Raw genomic sequence first — 18227 nt, forward strand, 5'->3', positions numbered from 1 at the left:
CGGGGCGGGCCGTCAAGGGCCCGCCCCGGCGAGGACGGTGACTCAGTCCTCCGCGGCGGGCTCGGCCGCCACGGCCTTCTTCGTCGTCCGCTTGGCGGGCGCCTTCTTGGCGGCCGTCTTGGTGGCCGTCTTCTTCGCCGTCGCCTTCTTGGCGGTGGTGGTCTTCTTCGCCGCCGCCTTCTTGGCCGTGGTCGCCTTCTTCGCCGTCGCCTTCTTGGCGGCCGTCTTACGGGCCGTCTTCTTGGCGGGGGCGGCCTCGGGCTCCGCGTCGGCCATCACCTCGACGTCGGCCTCGGCCACCACCACGGGCTCCTCGGCGACGACCTCGGGCTCCGGCGCGGCGACGACGAGCACCGCGGCGTCCTCGGCCCCGGCCGGCGAACCCGCCGGAGCGGACGCCTTACGGGTGACACGACGGCGCGTACGGGCCGGCGCGGCCACCTCGGCCACCGGCTCGACGACGGCCTCCGGCACGGCCTCGGGCTCGACGGCCGGCGCGGGCGCCGCCTCGGGCTCGGGCCGCGGGGCGGGCTCGACCGGGGCGGCCTCCACCACCACGACCTCCGGCTCGGCCGGGGCCTGCGGCGCGGACACCCTGCGGGTCGCCCGGCGGCGCGTACGGCCACCGCGGCTGCGGGCGGCCGCCTCGGCCTCGGCGGGGCTGCCGAACCACTCGTCGTCACCGGCGACCGTGGGCACCAGATCCGCCTCGGCCACCGTCACCGGCTCCAGCTCGGGCGCCTCGGCGGGAGCCTCGGCGACGGCCTGAGCGGCCTCGACGACCGGCTCGGCCGCGGCCTTGCCCTTCTTCTTGCCGCGCTTGCCACCGACGGCACCGCCGCCGCCACCGCCCACGAAGGACGGCTGCTCCATGTGGACGATCACACCGCGGCCGTTGCAGTGGACGCACGACTCGGAGAAGGACTCCAGCAGGCCCTGGCCCACCCGCTTACGGGTCATCTGGACCAGGCCCAGCGACGTCACCTCGGCGACCTGGTGCTTCGTCCGGTCCCGGCCCAGGCACTCCAGCAGGCGCCGCAGCACCAGGTCCCGGTTGGACTCCAGCACCATGTCGATGAAGTCGATCACGATGATGCCGCCGAGGTCGCGCAGCCGCAGCTGGCGCACGATCTCCTCGGCCGCCTCCAGGTTGTTCCTGGTGACCGTCTCCTCGAGGTTGCCGCCCTGACCGGTGAACTTGCCGGTGTTGACGTCGATGACGACCATCGCCTCGGTCCGGTCGATCACCAGCGAGCCGCCGCTGGGCAGCCAGACCTTGCGGTCCAGCGCCTTCGACAGCTGCTCGTCGATCCGGTACGTGGCGAAGACGTCGACTTCCGACGTCCACTTCTGCAGCCGGTCCGCCAGGTCGGGGGCGACGTGCGAGACATAGCCGTGGATGGTCTGCCACGCCTCGTCACCGCTCACGATGACCTTGGAGAAGTCCTCGTTGAAGATGTCGCGGACGACCCGGACGGTCATGTCCGGCTCGCCGTACAACAGGCTCGGCGCGCTCGTCGAGATCTGCTTGGACTTCTTCTTGATCTCTTCCCACTGCGCCTGGAGACGCTCCACGTCACGGCGCAGCTCGTCCTCGCTCGCGCCCTCGGCGGCGGTGCGCACGATGACGCCCGCGTCCTCGGGGACGATCTTCTTGAGGATCTGCTTCAGGCGCGCGCGCTCGGTGTCGGGCAGCTTGCGGCTGATGCCGGTCATCGAGCCCTCGGGCACGTAGACCAGGTAGCGGCCGGGCAGGGAGACCTGGCTGGTGAGCCGGGCGCCCTTGTGGCCGATCGGGTCCTTGGTGACCTGGACGAGCACGGACTGGCCGGACTTCAGCGCGGTCTCGATGCGGCGCGGGCCGTTGCCCATGCCGAGCGCCTCGAAGTTGACCTCGCCCGCGTACAGGACGGCGTTGCGGCCCTTGCCGATGTCGACGAACGCGGCCTCCATCGACGGCAGCACGTTCTGGACCTTGCCCAGGTAGACGTTGCCGACGTAGCTGGTGGCCTGCTCCTTGTTGACGAAGTGCTCGACGAGGATGTTGTCCTCGAGCACACCGATCTGCGTGCGGTCGCCGTGCTGACGCACGACCATCACCCGCTCGACGGCCTCGCGGCGGGCCAGGAACTCGGCCTCGGTGATGATCGGCACCCGGCGGCGGCCCTGCTCACGGCCCTCGCGGCGGCGCTGCTTCTTGGCCTCCATACGGGTCGAGCCCTTGATGGACTGGACCTCGTCGAAGCCCGTGCCGCCCTCGGTGCGGGCGGCGCGCTCGCGCGGCTCGCGGACCTTGACGACCGTGCGCTCCGGCTCGTCCACGCCCGGCTCGGCCTCCAGGGCCTCACCGCTGCGCCGACGGCGACGGCGACGACGACGGCTGCCGGCGGACGAGAGCGCCGACTCCTCGGCCTCCTCCTCGTCCTCGGGCTCCTCGTCGGCGGGCTCGGCGACCTCCTCGGCCGGAGCCTCCTCCGCGAAGCCCTCGGCCTCCGCGGCCTCGCCACGACGGCGACGGCGGCCACCGCGACGACGGCGGCGCGACGGGCGCTCGCCCAGCTCCTCGTCCTCGGCGACGGCCTCCTCGGCCTGCTCCTCCAGCGCCTCGGGCTCCTCCGGGGCGGCCTCGACGACCCGGGCGACCGGCTCGGCGGGCTCGCCACGACGGCGGCGGCGACGACGGCCGCGCTCCTCGGCGGGAGCCTGCGGGGCGACCTCCTCCGTCCGCTCGACGACGGGCGGGGCGGCCTCGGCGGCAGCGGCGGCGGCAGCGGTCTCCGGCGTCTGGAACATCGGCTCGGCGAAGACCGGCGCCTGGAAGACGGCCGACGGCGGACGCACGGCACGGCGGCGACGGCCGCCCTCGGGGGCCTCCTCCACCGGAGCGGCGGCCTCGGCGGTACCGGCGGCGCGCGTGGCACGGCGACGCGTACGGGCCGCGCGGGCCGGCGCCTCCTCGGCGACGGGCTCGGCGGCGGCCTCCAGGGCCTCCTCCGGCTCCTCCTCGGCCTCGGCGACGACCTCGGCGACCTGCGGGGCACCGGCCGGAGCCGTCGCCTTACGGGTGGCACGACGGCGCGTACGGCCGGGACGGACCTCGGGCTCCTCGGCCTCGGTCACGGCCTCGACAGCTTCTTCCTCGACGGGCTCGACGGCCTCGACGGCCTTGGGCGCACCCGCCGGAGCGGACGCGCGGCGCGTGGCACGACGACGCGTACGGGCAGGGGCGGCCGGAGCCTCCTCGACCTCGGCGGCGGGCGCCTCCTCGGCGACCGGCTCAGCGGCCTCGGCCTCGACGGGCTCGGCGGCCTTGGGCGCACCGGCCGGGGCGGACGCGCGGCGCGTCGCACGACGACGCGTACGGGCAGGGGCGGCCGGAGCCTCCTCCGGCTCCTCCTCGGCCTCGACCTCGACCTCGGCGACGGGCACGACGACGTCGGCCTCGACGGCCTCGGCGGCCTGCGGGGCACCCGCCGGGGCGGACGCCTTACGGGTGGCGCGACGGCGCGTACGGGCGGGGGCGGCGGGCGCCTCCTCGACCTCGGCCACGGCGGGCGCCTCCTCGGCGACCGGCTCGGCGGCGGGCACGACGGCCTCGGCGGCCTGGGGGGCACCGGCGGGAGCCGTCGCCTTGCGCGTGGCACGACGGCGGGTACGGGCGGGGGCCTCCTCGGCCACGGCGGCGGCGGGCGCCTCCTCGACGGCCGGCTCGGCAGCGGGCACGACGGCCTCGGCGACCTGCGGCGCACCGGCCGGAGCCGTCGCCTTGCGAGTGGCGCGGCGGCGCGGACGCGCGGGGGTCTCGGGGGTGGCGGCCTCGACGGGCGCGGCCTCCGGAGCGGCCTCGACGGCCGGCTCGACGGCCTCGGCACCCTGCGGGGCACCCGCCGGGGCGGACACCTTACGGGTGGCACGACGACGCGTACGGGCGGGGGCGGCCGGAGCCTCCTCGGCCTCGGTCACGGTCTCGGCGGCGGGCACGACGGCCTCGGCGGCCTGCGGGGCACCGGCGGGAGCCGTCGCCTTGCGCGTGGCACGACGGCGGGTACGGGCGGGGGCCTCCTCGGCCTCGGCCACGGCGGCAGGCGCCTCCTCGGCCGGGGCGGCCTCGGGCGACGCGGCCGTCGCGGGCTCGACGGCGGCCGAGGCCGCCGTCTTGCGCGTGGCACGGCGGCGCGGGCGCGCCGGGGTCTCCGGGGCGGCGGCCTCGGCGGCCGGCGCGGCGGCCTCGGCCGGGGCCTCGGACGCGCCGGAGGTCACGGGCGAACCCGCGGGGCGGGACGCGACCCGGCGACGGCGGCGCGGCGGCAGCGTGTCGCTGGGCGAGTCATCGTTGTTGTTGCCGGGAACGCTCTGCGCGGCCCCCGGCTCCTTGGGCTCAATGGCTTCGAGCATGCGGGCGGTTCTCCCGTCACGCTCCCGGGCGCCGCGCCGGATTCCGGCCACGACACCGCGTGATGAGCGCGGTACCGCGGCCCGGGGCGCGATCGCCGCACGGGAGCTGTTCTCGCTCGCCGGTTCCGAGTGTCACGGCACCGGCGAAAGTCTCCTGGTCAGTGCACCTGCCGGACCGGGTGGCTCCCTGGTGGCGCGGCGGCGCGGCGACGAGTCCCTAAAGGGAACCTTCCGGCACCTGCTGCGCGGCGCTGGGCCCGGCGGCCGTGGGTGGGGCGGCCGGGGCGGCGTCGCGGTCGGGCGCGAGCGGGTCGGTCACCGTGCCGGACTCCTCATCGAGCAGCCCCTGCGCCAGCCTGGTCACCGCTGCGGGGACCGGCGGCGCCAGGTCGGCCACAGCGCGGAGACCGGACAGGACGTCGTCGGGTCGTACGGCAGGTGTCACGTGCCGAACAACCAGCCGCAGTATCGCACAGGCACCGTCGCCCGGCCTATCGGCCGGAGCGTCGAGGGCCTCGAGTCGGGCCACCGCGCCACGCGCGTCGAAGGTTCGCAACCCGTTTTTGGTACGGCGCTGGACCTCGACGGTCTCCGCCGCCAGGAACCCCTCCACCGCGCGCCGGACGTCCGCGACCTCGACGCCGTCGAGGCGCAGCTCCCACACGGAGGCCTGCAGCCGGTCGGCGAACGAGGACGTGTGGGCCTCGACCGCGTCGACGATGTCGAGCCCGGCCGGCAGCGAATCGTCGAGGAGCGCCCGCAGGTGCGCGGGGTCACGGACCTCGGCGAGCTGGATCTCCAGGAACTCGGCCTCGCTGCCCGTGCCGGTGGGAGCGGCGTTGGCGTAGGAGACCTTGGGGTGCGGGGTGAAGCCCGCCGAGTACGCCATGGGCACCTCGGCGCGCCGCAGCGCCCGCTCGAAGGCGCGCTGGAAATCGCGGTGGCTGGTGAACCGAAGGCGGCCGCGCTTGGTGTAGCGCAGTCGGATGCGCTGCACCACGGGTGCGGGCGGCGGTCCTTCGGGCTGTCGCTTGCCCAGTGTTCTTTCCTTCAGTGAGTGCGGTCGTGCTGCTGCCCAGCGTACGCGCGCCGGTCCGGTGGTACGGGGGCGTGCGGGGTTCGGCCCCGCACGCCCCCGTCACCGGACGGGGCTCACTTGACCACGGAGAGCGGCAGCAGCTTCTTGCCCGTCGGGCCGATCTGGATGTGGGTGTCCATCTGCGGGCAGACGCCGCAGTCGAAGCACGGGGTCCAGCGGCAGTCCTCGACCTCGGTCTCGTCGAGCGCGTCCTGCCAGTCCTCCCAGAGCCAGTCCTTGTCGAGACCGGAGTCCAGGTGGTCCCAGGGCAGGACCTCCTCGTAGGTGCGCTCGCGGGTGGTGTACCAGTCGACGTCGACGCCCTGCTCGGGCAGCGTCGCCTCGGCGCACTTCATCCAGCGGTCGTAGGAGAAGTGCTCGCGCCAGCCGTCGAAGCGGCCGCCGTCCTCGTAGACGGCGCGGATGACGGCGCCGATACGGCGGTCACCGCGGGAGAGCAGGCCCTCGATGATGCCGGGCTTGCCGTCGTGGTAGCGGAAGCCGATGGAACGGCCGTACTTCTTGTCGCCGCGGATCCGGTCGCGGAGCTTCTCCAGGCGGGCGTCGGTCTCCTCGGCGGAGAGCTGCGGCGCCCACTGGAAGGGGGTGTGCGGCTTGGGCACGAAACCGCCGATGGAGACGGTGCAGCGGATGTCGTTGGACTTCGACACCTCGCGGCCCTTGGCGATGACGTTCGTCGCCATGTCGGCGATCTGGAGCACGTCCTCGTCGGTCTCGGTGGGGAGGCCGCACATGAAGTACAGCTTCACCTGGCGCCAGCCGTTGCCGTAGGCGGTGGCGACGGTCCGGATGAGGTCCTCCTCCGAGACCATCTTGTTGATGACCTTGCGCATGCGCTCGGAGCCGCCCTCGGGGGCGAACGTCAGACCGGAACGGCGGCCGTTGCGGGTCAGCTCGTTCGCCAGGTCGACGTTGAACGCGTCGACGCGGGTCGACGGCAGGGAGAGGCCGATCTTGTCCGCCTCGTAGCGGTCGGCCAGGCCCTTGGCGACCTCGCCGATCTCGGTGTGGTCGGCGGAGGACAGCGACAGCAGGCCGACCTCCTCGAAGCCGGTCGCCTTGAGGCCCTTCTCGACCATCTCGCCGATGCCGGTGATGCTGCGCTCGCGCACGGGGCGCGTGATCATGCCGGCCTGGCAGAAGCGGCAGCCACGCGTACAACCGCGGAAGATCTCCACGGACATCCGCTCGTGGACGGTCTCGGCCAGCGGGACCAGCGGCTGCTTGGGGTAGGGCCACTCGTCGAGGTCCATGACGGTGTGCTTGGACACCCGCCACGGCACGCCCGACTGGTTGGGCACGACACGGGCGATACGGCCGTCGGGCAGGTACTCGACGTCGTAGAAGCGCGGGACGTACACGCCACCGGTCTTGGCGAGGCGCAGCAGCAGCTCGTCGCGGCCGCCGGGGCGGCCCTCGGCCTTCCAGGCGCGGATGATCTCGGTGATCTCCAGCACGGCCTGCTCGCCGTCGCCGATCACGGCGCAGTCGATGAACTCCGCGATGGGCTCGGGGTTGAAGGCCGCGTGGCCGCCGGCGAGGACGATCGGGTCGTCGATCGTGCGGTCCTTGGCCTCCAGGGGGATCCCGGCGAGGTCCAGGGCGGTGAGCATGTTGGTGTAGCCGAGCTCGGTGGAGAAGCTGAGGCCGAAGACGTCGAACGCCTTGACCGGCCGGTGGCTGTCCACAGTGAACTGCGGCACGTCGTGCTCGCGCATCAGGGCCTCGAGGTCGGGCCACACGCTGTAGGTGCGCTCGGCGAGGACGCCCTCGCGCTCGTTGAGGACCTCGTAGAGGATCATGACGCCCTGGTTGGGGAGCCCGACCTCGTAGGCGTCCGGGTACATGAGGCACCAGCGGACGTCGCACTCCTCCCAGGGCTTGACGGTGGAGTTCAGCTCGCCACCGACGTACTGGATGGGCTTCTGCACATGCGGGAGCAGGGCCTCGAGCTGTGGGAAGACCGATTCGGCAGTCATCTGGGCGAACCTTCGTGAGCGGGCACAGTGCGACTCTCTAGCGTAACGTGCCGCGCGAGGAGCACTGCCCCGAGCAGGACGGCCAAGATCTGGGCAGGTCAGGCCGGTGGGAGGGCCGCGGCCTCGGCCGAGACCTGGGCCGAGATCCGCTCCCACAGCCCCGGCAGCTCCCGTTCGTCCCGTTCGGCGAGGCCCTCCTCGCGCCCGTAGAGCACCCCGAAGGTGAAGGTGGGCTCCCCCGCGCCCTCGGCCTCGGCGGCGATGGCGCGGAGGGCGCCGCGGGCCATGACGCTGTCCTGGTGGTCGCCCAGCAGGGTCTGGACGGACTTCATCTGCGCGGCGAATCGTTTCGCCCCCTTGCCCAGCGCCGGGGTGGCGGACTCGGCGGCGTAGCGGGCGCGTTTGGCCGCCTTGCGGGCGTCGTGGAGGGCGGTGTCGCGGTCGTGGCCGGGAGCGGTGGCGAGGGCGTGCTCGACGCTGCCGGCCAGCCGGCCGTAGTCGCGGAGCATCGCCCTGGCCAGCACGGCGCCCGGTGGTCCGGCGGCGGCGTCGCGCAGGGGCGGGTCGGCGAGGAGGGCGTCGAGGCGGTTCAGGAGGGCCAGGTAGCGGTTGCCGTCGAGCACGGCGGTCAGGCGCCGCCGGGAGCCTCTGCGGCTGCTGGTGGACCAGGTGCGCAGCCGGGCGCGGACGGGGCCCCGGACGAGGGCGCGCGGGAGTTCGTCGAGGCGGTCGCGCAGCCGTTCGGCGAGGACCTCGCGGTCGCGGTCGACGCCCAGTTCGTCGGCGAGCCACTTCAGTTCCTGGGCGAGCGGGTCGGTGGTCCGGCGGTCGAGGACCTTGCCGTGGCTGCGGAAGGCGGCGCGCATGCGGCGGGTGGCGACCCTCATCTGGTGGACGGCGTCCTCGGTGCCGAGCCGGGCGCCGGGGTCGAGGGCGACGACGGCCTCGACCTGCGCGCGCAGGAAGGCCAGGACGTGGTCGCCGGCGCGGGCCCCGGCGGGCGGGGCGGCGGCGGGGCGGCGCCGGGGGTCGCCGAGGCCGGTCTCGCGCAGGGCCCGGGCGAGCTTGCTGGGCGCCTTGGAGGATCTCAGGCCGGCCTTGCGCAGCAGGGGTTCGAGGGTGTCGAACAGGGCGGGATCGGCGCCCTCGGCGAGCTCGATCTCGATCTCGGTCCAGTGGGCGGTGGCCTTCTCGCCCTGGCCGTCACCCGTGAGGCGGGTGGCGGTGACCGTGTCGGTGCTGGCCTCGGCGAGGGGGGTGCCGTCCTCGGCGAGCAGACGGCGGACCTCCCGGCGCGAGACGATCCGCATCAGCGGAGCCAGGGGGACGTCCCGGGTCCGGGAGCGGACCAGCGCCGCGAGGGCGCGCGGTATCACGGAGACAGTCAGGGGCGCGCGGATCTCGTCGCGCGCTCCAGGGGTGGCCGGTGCGGCGACCGGGAGTTTGAGGTGCCAGCCCTCGTCCGGGCCGCCCGTGCGGCGGCGCAGGGTGATGCCGGCCGCGGCGAGTCGCAGGTCGGCGGTGTCGTAGTAGACGGCGTCGAGCTCGCGCACGCCCTCGTCGGTGACGGACGCGACGGACGCGGCCCCGCTCAGGTCCGGGAGCCGGGCCGCGCCCGTATCCTTCCCGGCTTCGTACTTCCGCTCGATCTCTCTCACGGTGTCCGCCATGACGCCGAATCTAGTGCGCGAACGGCACGGGCGGCAGTCCCCCGCCGCCCGGCCGTACGGAAACCGGCCGCCTGTCCGGCCGCCCGTCCGGCCGCTTACGCGGAAACCGGCCGCTGCGCCCTGATCGACTGAAGGAGCCCCACCGCTATCCAGGCGGCGAACATCGACGATCCCCCGTAGGAGACGAACGGCAGCGGCAGGCCGGTGACGGGCATGATGCCCAGGGTCATGCCGATGTTCTCGAAGCTCTGGAAGGCGAACCAGGCGATGATCCCGGCGGCCACGATGGTGCCGTAGAGCTCGGTGGACTCGCGGGCGATCCGGCAGGCCCGCCAGAGCACCACCCCGAGCAGGAAGATGATCGTCCCCGCGCCCATGAAGCCGAGCTCCTCACCGGCCACGGTGAAGATGAAGTCGGTCTGCTGTTCGGGCACGAACTGGCCCGTGGTCTGCGAGCCGTGGAAGAGGCCGGAACCGGACAGCCCGCCGGAACCGATGGCGATCCGGGCCTGGTTGGTGTTGTAGCCGACGCCGGAGGGGTCGAGGGCGGGGTTGGCGAAGGCCGCGAAGCGGTTGATCTGGTACTCGTCGAGCACCCCGAGCTGCCAGATGAGGACGCAGCCGAGGATGCCGGCGCCCAGCAGGCCCGCGATCCAGCGGTTGGAGGCCCCGGAGGAGAGGAGCACGGCGAGCACGATCACCACGAGCACCATGACCGAGCCGAGGTCGGGCATCAGCAGGATGATCGCGATCGGCAGCCCGGCCAGGCCGAGGGCCTGCATCACGGTCCGGTGGTCGGGATGGCGGCGGTCGCCCGCGTCGACCTTCCCGGCCAGCAGCATCGCCATCCCCAGCGTGATGGTGATCTTCGTGAACTCGGAGGGCTGGATGGAGAAGCCGCCGCCGAGCTGGATCCAGGACCGCGCGCCGTTGATGGTCGCGCCCAGCGGCGTGAGCACGGCCAGCGTGAAGAGACAGGAGATGCCGTAGAGGATCGGCACGGCGCCCCGCAGCGCCCGGCTGCCGACCCAGACCGCGCCGATGGCGAAGGCGAGGCCGATGCCGGTGTTGAGCAGGTTGCGCAGCAGGAAGTAGTACGGGTCGCCCTGGTTGAGCTCGGTGCGGTTGCGGGTGGCCGAGTAGACGAGCAGCGTGCCGATGGCCGAGAGGGCGAGGGCCGCGAGCAGCATCACCCAGTCGAGGCGGCGCAGCACGGAGTCGCGGGCGGTGAGACGGGACCAGGCGCCGCGTTCGGGGGTGAAGCGGCGGACCCGGTAGCCCTGGGCGGTGCTCATCGGTTCTGTTCCTCCCGCCGGGTCGCGGGCTCGGTCGGGGTCTCCGGCGGCGGGGACGGCAGCCCGGTGTCCGCGGGCGAGGCGGACGGCGCCGGTGACGCCCCGTCGGAGCCGGACGGGGAGGGGGACGGCGGCGCCGTGGGGATGGGCTGCGCCTCGATGGTGCCGTCCTTCTCGATTTTGGGAAGTCCGCTCTGCGGGTGCGGCAGCAGCGCCTTCGAGTCGTCGACCTTGCCCTTTTCGTCGACGCCGTAGAGCGCGTTGTAGATGTTGCGCACGGCGGGGCCGGAGGCGCCGGAGCCGGTGCCGCCCTGGGCGATCGTCATGACGACCGTGTAGTCGGACGTGTAGGTGGCGAACCAGGACGTGGTCTGCTTGCCGTAGACCTCGGCGGTGCCGGTCTTGGCGTGCATGGGGATCCGGTCCTGCGGCCAGCCCTGGAAGCGCCAGGCGGCGGTGCCCTTGGTGGCGACGCCGGCGAGGGCGGCGTCCATCTGGTCGCGGAGGGTGCCGTCTATGGGCAGCCGGCCGTGGGAGGTCGGCTTGATCTCCTGGACGCGCTTGCCGTCGGGGCTGATGACCGCCTTGCCGACGGTGGGGTTCCAGAGGGTGCCGCCGTTGCTGATGGCCGCGTAGATGGTGGCCATCTGGATGGGGGTGACGAGGGTGTCGCCCTGGCCGATGGAGTAGTTGACGGAGTCACCGGCGCGCATCCGCATGCCGGACTCGCAGTTCTCCTTGGCGATCTTCCCGGCGTAGCTGTCGTCCTTGTCGCCCTGCTTGCACCAGACGTCCTTGTTGGCCTCCCAGTACCGCTTCTTCCACTCGCGGTCGGGGACCCGGCCGCGGACCTCGTTGGGCAGGTCGATGCCGGTCTCCTTGCCGAGCCCGAACTGGTGGGCGGTCTTGTAGAACCAGTCCGCCGGGTGCTGGGGCTTGTTGCCGCCGTCCTTCTGCCACTGCTTGTAGGCCAGGTCGTAGAAGACGGTGTCGCAGGAGACCTCGAGCGCCTGGCCGAGGTCGATGGCGCCGTAGCCCTTGGACTCGTAGTTCTTGAAGACCTGGTTGCCGATGCTGTAGGCGCTGGAGCAGTTGTAGTGGTCGGTGAAGGCGTAGCCGGCCTTGACGGCGGCCGTGGTGCTGATGACCTTGAAGATGGAGCCGGGGGCCGCCTGGCCCTGGATGGCCCGGTTGAGCAGCGGGTAGTTGGAGTCCTCGCCGGTGAGGGCCTTGTAGTCCTTGCCGGAGATGCCGCCGACCCAGGCGTTGGGGTCGTAGGTGGGGTTGGAGGCCATGGCCACCACCCGGCCGGTCCTGGACTCCAGTACGACGACGGCGCCCGCGTCGGCCTTGTAGTTGACGCCGGTGTTGCGGTCGAGCTCCTTGCGGGCGTCCTTCATCGCCTGGTCCAGCTCGTGCTCCGCTATGGCCTGCACACGGGCGTCGATGCTGGTGACGATGTTGGCGCCGGGGACGGCCTTGTCGCTCTTGGCCTTGCCGATGACGCGGCCGAGGTTGTCGACCTCGTAGCGGGTGACGCCGGCCCTGCCGCGCAGCTCGCTGTCGTACTGCCGCTCCAGCCCGGAGCGGCCGACCTGGTCGGAGCGGAGCAGCGGGGTGCGGGAGTCCTTGGCCTTGGTGATCTCGGCGTCGGTGACGGGCGAGAGGTAGCCGAGGACCTGGGCGGTGTTGGAGCCGCCGGGGCCCGCGTAGCGGCGCACGGCCGTGGGCTCGGCGGTGATGCCGGGGAAGTCCTCCTGGCGCTCGCGGATCTGGAGGGCCTGCTGGGTGGTGGCCTCGTCGGTGATGGGGATGGGCTGGTAGGGCGAGCCGGCCCAGCAGGGCTTGGGGGTCTTGGCGTCGCACAGCCGGACCTTGGCGGCGACGTCCTCGGGCTTGAGGTTGAGGACGCCCGCGAGGCGGGTGAGGACGGTCCTGCCCTTGTCCTTCATCTTCATCAGGTCGGTGCGGTTCGCGGAGACGACGAGACGGGTCTCGTTGTCGGCGAGCGGCACGCCCCGGGCGTCGAGGATGGACCCCCGCGTGGCGGCGGCGACGACCTGCTGGATGTGGTTGCTGGCGGCCTCGGCCGTGTACTGGTCGCCGTTGCGGATCTGCAGGTACCACAGGCGGCCGGCGAGGGTGAGCAGCAGCGAGAAGACCAGGATCTGAATGACGATCAGCCGGATCGTCACCCGGGGGGTGCGCCCTCCTTCAGGGAGAGTACTCACAGGCGCTTCACTCCCTTGAGCTTCGGCTGCCGGCGCCCGGCCCTCGGCAGCAGGCCGCTCTGGACCCCGAGGCGGCCGCCCCGGCCGCGTCCGCCCAGCCGGTTCCTGCGGCTCACGCGGCCGACGCGGAAGCCGCGCTTGGCCGTCCGCCCGTACCCCCCGTCGCCGCCGCCCGCGACGGCCGTGCCGTCGCCGGTGAGCGGGTCGGAGACGGTACGGCGGGCCATGGTCATGACGAGCGGCACGACGAAGGGCGCGAGCAGCAGGTCGTAGCAGGCGGCGGTGGCCACCAGGCCGCTCAGGCCCACGTGGCGGGCGGCGGTGTCCCCGACGAGGGAACCCACGCCCGCGTACAGCAGCGTGGAGAGGACGGCCGCGCCGACGACGGCGAGCATGGGGACGGTCGCCGAGCGGACCCGGCCGCTGTCCGGCCGGGCGAGACCGACCAGATAGCCGATGACGCACAGCACGAGCGCGTAGCGCCCGGTGGCGTGGTCGGCGGGTGGCGCGAGGTCGGCCAGGAGGCCGGCGCCGAAGCCGACGAGACAGCCCGCGGTGTGGCCGTAGACCAGGCCGAGGCCGACGACGACGAGGAGCATCAGGTCGGGTACGGCGCCGGGGAGGTGGAGCCGGGCCAGGACGCTCACCTGGGCGACCAGGGCCACCACCACGAGCGCGGTCGAGAGCAGGATCCGGTTCAGGCGCATCGGTTCAGTCCTGGGGCTTGGCACTCGGGCTGGGGGTGACGGTGACGGTCACGGTGGGGGCGGGTTTGGGGGCCTCGGGCTTGGGCGGCAGCACGGTGTCGCGCGGGTCCTCGTGGGGCGCCTGGACGACGACGCCGACCAGGTCGAGCTTGCTGAAGCCGACGAAGGGGCGGACCAGGAGGGTGCGGGTGAGGCCGCCGCCCGCGGGCTCGACGTGGGTGACCTCGCCGACGGGGACCCCGGCGACGAACGGCTTGTCGCGGCTGGAGCCGAAGGTGACCAGCCGGTCGCCCTTGCGGACGGTGGCCTTGCCGTTGAGGAGTTCGACGCGCAGGGAGCTGTCGCCCTGACCGTTGGCGAAGCCGATCTCGCCGGTCTTCTCCATGCGGGTGCCGACGGTGAACTTGGGGTCGCTGGCGAGCAGCACGGTGGCGGTGCCCGGGCCGACGGTGGTGACGCGGCCGACGAGCCCATCGCCGTTGAGCACGGTCATGTCGCGGCGGACGCCGTCGTTCGCGCCGATGTCGATGGTGACCGTCCAGGAGAAGCCCTGCGCGGCTCCTATGGCGATGACCTGGGCGCCCTTGATGCCGTACTGGCCGCGGCCGGCGGTCTTGAGCATGGCGTCCAGCTCGCGCAGCCGGCCGCGATTGCGGTCGTCGCTGCCCAGGCGCTGCTTGAGGGCGGTGTTCTCGCGCTCCAGCTCGGCGATGCGGCTGCTGCGGTCCCCGGAGTCGCGGACGGCGGCGACGGCCTCGCCGACCGGGTCGACCGCGGCGGCGACGCCCTTCTCCACCGGCCCGAACGCCGAGGCGGCGGCGTGGCGCACTCCGTCGAGCGGGGACTGCTCACCGCCGCGGATGTCGACCGTGATCAGCGCGAAGGCGATCGCGATCAGCAGGACCAGCAGCAGCCGGCTCTCTCGTGTGTCCCTCACGTGCGGCGGCGAGCCCTTCTCGTCGGACCGTCCGGCTCCGGGCCCGGACGGTCATCCTGTTCACCGGCGGGGCTGGGCGTCCAGTACCTGCTGGAGCGCCTCGAACTCCTCGACGCACTTGCCGGAGCCCAGGGCGACGGAGTCCAGCGGGTCCTCGGCGATGTGGATGGGCATCCCGGTCTCGCGGCGCAGCCGCTCGTCCAGGCCCCGCAGCAGCGCCCCTCCACCGGTGAGAACGATGCCCCGGTCCATGACGTCACCCGACAGCTCGGGCGGGCACTTGTCGAGGGTGGTCTTGACGGCGTCGACGATGGAGTTGACGGGCTCCTCGATGGCCTTGCGGACCTCGGCGGCCGAGATGACCACGGTCTTGGGCAGCCCGCTGACCAGGTCGCGGCCGCGGATCTCGGTGTGCTCGTCCTGCTCCAGGTCGTACGCCGAACCGATAGTGATCTTGATTTGTTCGGCGGTGCGCTCACCGAGGAGGAGGCTGTACTCCTTCTTGATGTGCTGGATGATCGCGTTGTCCAGCTCGTCGCCGGCGACGCGGATGGACTGCGCGGTGACGATGCCGCCCAGCGAGATCACGGCGACCTCGGTGGTGCCGCCGCCGATGTCGACGACCATGTTGCCGGTCGCCTCGTGGACGGGCAGGCCGGAGCCGATGGCCGCGGCCATGGGCTCCTCGATGATGTGCACCTGACGCGCGCCGGCCTGGGTGGAGGCCTCGATGACGGCACGGCGCTCGACGCCGGTGATACCGGAGGGCACGCACACCACGACACGCGGGCGGGCCATCCAGCGGCGCTTGTGGATTTTGAGGATGAAGTAGCGGAGCATCCGCTCCGTGATCTCGAAGTCGGCGATGACACCGTCCTTCAGAGGACGCACCGCGACGATGTTCCCCGGAGTTCGGCCGATCATCTTCTTGGCTTCGGCGCCGACCGCGAGGATCCCACCGGTGTTGGTATTGATCGCGACGACTGACGGCTCGTTGAGGACGATCCCGCGGCCTCTGACGTACACCAGCGTGTTGGCGGTCCCGAGGTCGACAGCCATGTCACGGCCGATGAACGACATGTTGTTCCCCATGAGGATACGTCTGGCCTTCCCAGTTTGGGCGAATGCTTACTCGAGGTCGGCAGGTGGTGCGCTGCGGGGCGCGGAAGCTTCATCGTAGTCTCGCCCACTCGAACGTGGCGCGAGGGTTCCTCCGCCATTGTCGGCGGAACACGAGCTGGCCCCAGTAATGGTGACGTCGTGTCGGAGTGAGAGGTTCCCCCGATCGGCGCGCATATGCCAAGGGCGGCCGAAGGGATTAATCGACCGCCCTGATCAGAATGGCTGTTCGGCAGATCCGGTTGATCCCGAATCAGGCGAGACCGGGAAAGAAAATCTTGATTTCCCGCTCCGCGGACTCCTCCGAGTCCGAGGCGTGGATGAGGTTCTCGCGCGTGATGGTGCCGAAGTCACCACGGATGGAGCCGGGAGCGGCCGAGATCGGGTCGGTCGGGCCGGCCAGCGCGCGGACGCCCTCGATGACGCGCTCGCCCTCGACGACCAGCGCCACGACCGGGCCGGAGGACATGAAGCCCATCAGCGGCTCGTAGAACTCGCGGCCCACGTGCTCGGCGTAGTGCTGCTCCAGCGTGGCGCGCTCCAGGGTGCGCAGCTCCAGCGCGCCGATCGTCCAGCCGGCCTTGCGCTCGATACGGCCGATGATCTCACCGACCAGGCCGCGGCGGACCGCGTCGGGCTTGAGGAGGACGAGGGTGCGCTGGCTCATACTGCGGGCTCCTAGCGGGCAGGCGATCGGATGCGTGGGGCGAAGGCTACCGCCCCGCCGGGGCCCGCCGGTACTCGGCCCGGACGGGCCGGGGCGGGCGCCCCGGCGGGCCCGGGCGCGGTCCGGCGCTCAGGCCGACTGCTCCGCCGCCTCCGCCTCCGCCGTCAGCCGGGCGAAGCGGGCCTTCGCCTCGTCGACCTTGCGGCCGTAGTGGACCGAGGCCCACCACAGACCGGCGAAGACCACGCCCAGGATGAACATCATCGGGACGACCAGGCCGCTCGCGATCAGCCCGAGCTGGAGCGCCCAGCCCAGCTGGACGCCGCCGGGGCGGGTGAGCACGCCGCACAGCAGCACGCTCAGCACCATGGCGGTGCCGCTGACGGCCCAGACCGTGCCCGCGGACAGGTCGGAGGTCTGCATGGCGACCAGGCCCGCGAAGCCGATGACGAAGAACTCGCCGATCAGGGTGCTGGCGCACAGCGTCCGCATGTCAGCCCCTTCCCAGCAGCAGCCGGGCCTCGCCCACGGTGATCACCGAACCGGTCACCAGGACACCCGCGCCGGAGTACTCGCTCTCCTCCTCGGCGAGGGTGATCGCGGCCTCCAGGGCGTCGTCCAGGCGCGGTTCGACCTGCACCCGCTCGGCGCCGAAGACCTCGACGGCCACGCCGGCGAGCTCGTCGACGTCCATCGCGCGCGGGGTGGAGTTCCGGGTGACGACGACCTCGGCGAAGATCGGCTCGAAGGCCTCCAGCAGACCCCGGACGTCCTTGTCGGCGCTGGTGCCGACGACGCCGATCAGCCGGCTGAAGCCGAACGCCTCGGTGATGCCGTCGGCGGTGACACGGGCGCCCGCCGGGTTGTGCGCGGCGTCCAGCACCACCGTGGGGCTGCGGCGCACGACCTCCAGCCGGCCCGGCGAGGTGACCGCCGCGAAGGCGCGGCGGACCACGTCGATGTCGAGCGGACGGGCGTGCTGCGAGCCGATCCCGAAGAACGCCTCGACGGCGGCCAGGGCCACGGCGGCGTTGTGCGCCTGATGGGCGCCGTACAGCGGGAGGAAGACCTCCTCGTACTCGCCGCCCAGACCGCGCAGGGTCAGCAGCTGGCCGCCGACGGCGACCTCCCGGCCGACCACGCCGAACTCCATGCCCTCGCGGGCGACCGTGGCGTCCACCTCGACGGCGTGCTTGAGCAGCACCTGCGCCGCGTCCACCGGCTGCTGGGACAGCACGACGGTGGCGCCGGACTTGACGATCCCGGCCTTCTCCGTGGCGATGTCGCCGGGCGTGGAGCCGAGCCGGTCGGTGTGGTCGAGCGCGATGGGGGTGACCACGGCGACGGTGCCGTCGACGACGTTCGTGGCGTCCCAGGTGCCGCCCATGCCGACCTCGACGACGGCCACGTCGACCGGGGCGTCCGCGAAGGCGGCGAAGGCCATGCCCGTGATGACCTCGAAGAAGGACATCCGGAAGTCCTCGCGCTCGTCGACCATCTCGACGTACGGCTTGATGTCCCGGTACGTCTCGATGAAGCGCTCGGCGGGGATGGGGGCGCCGTCCAGGCTGATCCGCTCGGTGACGGACTGCACGTGGGGGCTGGTGTAGCGGCCGGTGCGCAGGTCGAAGGCGCCCAGCAGGGCCTCGATCATGCGGGCGGTGCTGGTCTTGCCGTTGGTGCCGGTGATGTGGATCGCGGGGTAGGCGCGCTGCGGCTGCCCCAGGATGTCCATCAGGGCTTCCATGCGGGCCAGCGACGGGTCCAGCTTGGTCTCGCCCCAGCGGCCCGCGAGCTCCGCCTCCACCTCGCGCAGGGCCCGGTCCACCTCCGGGTCCTCCGGGCGCGCCGGCACGCCGTCGCCCTGCGGCGGCCCGCCCTGGGTGCGCAGGGTGCGGCTGCCCGCCTCGATCACGGCGAGGTCGGGGTCTCTGTCGGTCTCGGCATCGACGATCTCCTCGAACCGGTCGGCGGCACCGGGCGTACCGGTTTCGCCGGGTTCGAGATCGCCGTTCTCGTCATTCAGGGGGCGCTCGCTCACGCGGCCCAGTCTACGGACCGGGGGCGCGCGGAAGGCCGGTGCGTCTCGGACGGCGCCCTCCGGCCATGAGGGGCGGGCCCAACCGGA

12 protein-coding genes are annotated in these 18227 nt (G+C 72.7%); all 12 read right to left on the reverse strand.

Annotated elements, in window-relative coordinates:
* Positions 1–42: 42 nt before the first annotated feature.
* On the reverse strand, positions 43–4395 hold the full coding sequence (locus tag EKH77_RS10350; protein WP_126914117.1) for an Rne/Rng family ribonuclease: 4353 nt from the start codon (positions 4393–4395) through the stop codon (positions 43–45).
* A gap of 217 nt (positions 4396–4612) precedes the next feature.
* Entirely contained in the window at positions 4613–5392 is a 780-nt protein-coding gene (locus EKH77_RS10355; RefSeq protein ID WP_126917989.1) for a TIGR03936 family radical SAM-associated protein, read from the reverse strand.
* A 155-nt stretch (positions 5393–5547) separates the two neighbouring features.
* On the reverse strand, positions 5548–7473 hold the full coding sequence (locus EKH77_RS10360; protein WP_126914118.1) for a TIGR03960 family B12-binding radical SAM protein: 1926 nt from the start codon (positions 7471–7473) through the stop codon (positions 5548–5550).
* Between the two features lie 98 nt (positions 7474–7571).
* The gene (locus EKH77_RS10365; protein WP_126914119.1) at positions 7572–9143 is read right to left on the reverse strand and encodes a CYTH and CHAD domain-containing protein; all 1572 of its coding nucleotides are present in this window, start codon (positions 9141–9143) and stop codon (positions 7572–7574) included.
* Positions 9144–9238: 95 nt separating this feature from the next.
* Entirely contained in the window at positions 9239–10438 is a 1200-nt protein-coding gene (rodA, locus tag EKH77_RS10370) for a rod shape-determining protein RodA (RefSeq protein WP_126914120.1), read from the reverse strand.
* Positions 10435–12669: a penicillin-binding protein 2 gene (gene mrdA, locus EKH77_RS10375; protein WP_126914121.1), complete on the reverse strand. Its 2235-nt coding sequence runs from the start codon at positions 12667–12669 to the stop codon at positions 10435–10437. The genes rodA and mrdA overlap by 4 nt, the downstream gene beginning before the upstream one ends.
* A complete protein-coding gene (mreD, locus tag EKH77_RS10380) occupies positions 12666–13376 on the reverse strand; it encodes a rod shape-determining protein MreD (protein ID WP_126914122.1) in 711 nt (236 codons plus the stop codon). Before mreD ends, mrdA begins: the two co-directional genes overlap by 4 nt.
* Before the next feature lie 4 nt (positions 13377–13380).
* Positions 13381–14313: a rod shape-determining protein MreC gene (gene mreC, locus EKH77_RS10385; protein ID WP_126914123.1), complete on the reverse strand. Its 933-nt coding sequence runs from the start codon at positions 14311–14313 to the stop codon at positions 13381–13383.
* Positions 14314–14373: 60 nt separating this feature from the next.
* Positions 14374–15393 carry a rod shape-determining protein gene (locus EKH77_RS10390; RefSeq protein WP_004950903.1) on the reverse strand — a complete coding sequence of 340 codons (1020 nt, stop codon included), beginning with the start codon at positions 15391–15393 and terminating at the stop codon, positions 14374–14376.
* 292 nt (positions 15394–15685) lie between these two features.
* Positions 15686–16099, reverse strand: coding sequence for a nucleoside-diphosphate kinase (ndk, locus tag EKH77_RS10395; protein ID WP_126914124.1), 414 nt, complete (start codon positions 16097–16099; stop codon positions 15686–15688).
* A gap of 129 nt (positions 16100–16228) precedes the next feature.
* Positions 16229–16591: a DUF4233 domain-containing protein gene (locus EKH77_RS10400; RefSeq protein ID WP_126914125.1), complete on the reverse strand. Its 363-nt coding sequence runs from the start codon at positions 16589–16591 to the stop codon at positions 16229–16231.
* Between the two features lies 1 nt (position 16592).
* Positions 16593–18140 (reverse strand): bifunctional tetrahydrofolate synthase/dihydrofolate synthase, encoded by a 1548-nt coding sequence (folC, locus tag EKH77_RS10405; RefSeq protein WP_126914126.1) that lies wholly within the window; start codon positions 18138–18140, stop codon positions 16593–16595.
* Positions 18141–18227 lie beyond the last annotated feature (87 nt).

It is taken from the genome of Streptomyces luteoverticillatus, assembly GCF_003970715.1.
GTDB classification, from domain to species: domain Bacteria; phylum Actinomycetota; class Actinomycetes; order Streptomycetales; family Streptomycetaceae; genus Streptomyces; species Streptomyces abikoensis.

Bases quoted from the DNA above. Each gene is read 5' to 3' on its own strand.
- EKH77_RS10365 (WP_126914119.1), bottom strand. From the start codon at position 9,143: ATGGCGGACACCGTGAGAGAGATCGAGCGGAAGTACGAAGCCGGGAAG.
- mreD (WP_126914122.1), bottom strand. From the start codon at position 13,376: ATGCGCCTGAACCGGATCCTGCTCTCGACCGCGCTCGTGGTGGTGGCC.
- EKH77_RS10360 (WP_126914118.1), bottom strand. From the start codon at position 7,473: ATGACTGCCGAATCGGTCTTCCCACAGCTCGAGGCCCTGCTCCCGCAT.
- EKH77_RS10350 (WP_126914117.1), bottom strand. From the start codon at position 4,395: ATGCTCGAAGCCATTGAGCCCAAGGAGCCGGGGGCCGCGCAGAGCGTT.
- ndk (WP_126914124.1), bottom strand. From the start codon at position 16,099: ATGAGCCAGCGCACCCTCGTCCTCCTCAAGCCCGACGCGGTCCGCCGC.
- rodA (WP_126914120.1), bottom strand. From the start codon at position 10,438: ATGAGCACCGCCCAGGGCTACCGGGTCCGCCGCTTCACCCCCGAACGC.
- EKH77_RS10390 (WP_004950903.1), bottom strand. From the start codon at position 15,393: ATGTCGTTCATCGGCCGTGACATGGCTGTCGACCTCGGGACCGCCAAC.
- EKH77_RS10400 (WP_126914125.1), bottom strand. From the start codon at position 16,591: ATGCGGACGCTGTGCGCCAGCACCCTGATCGGCGAGTTCTTCGTCATC.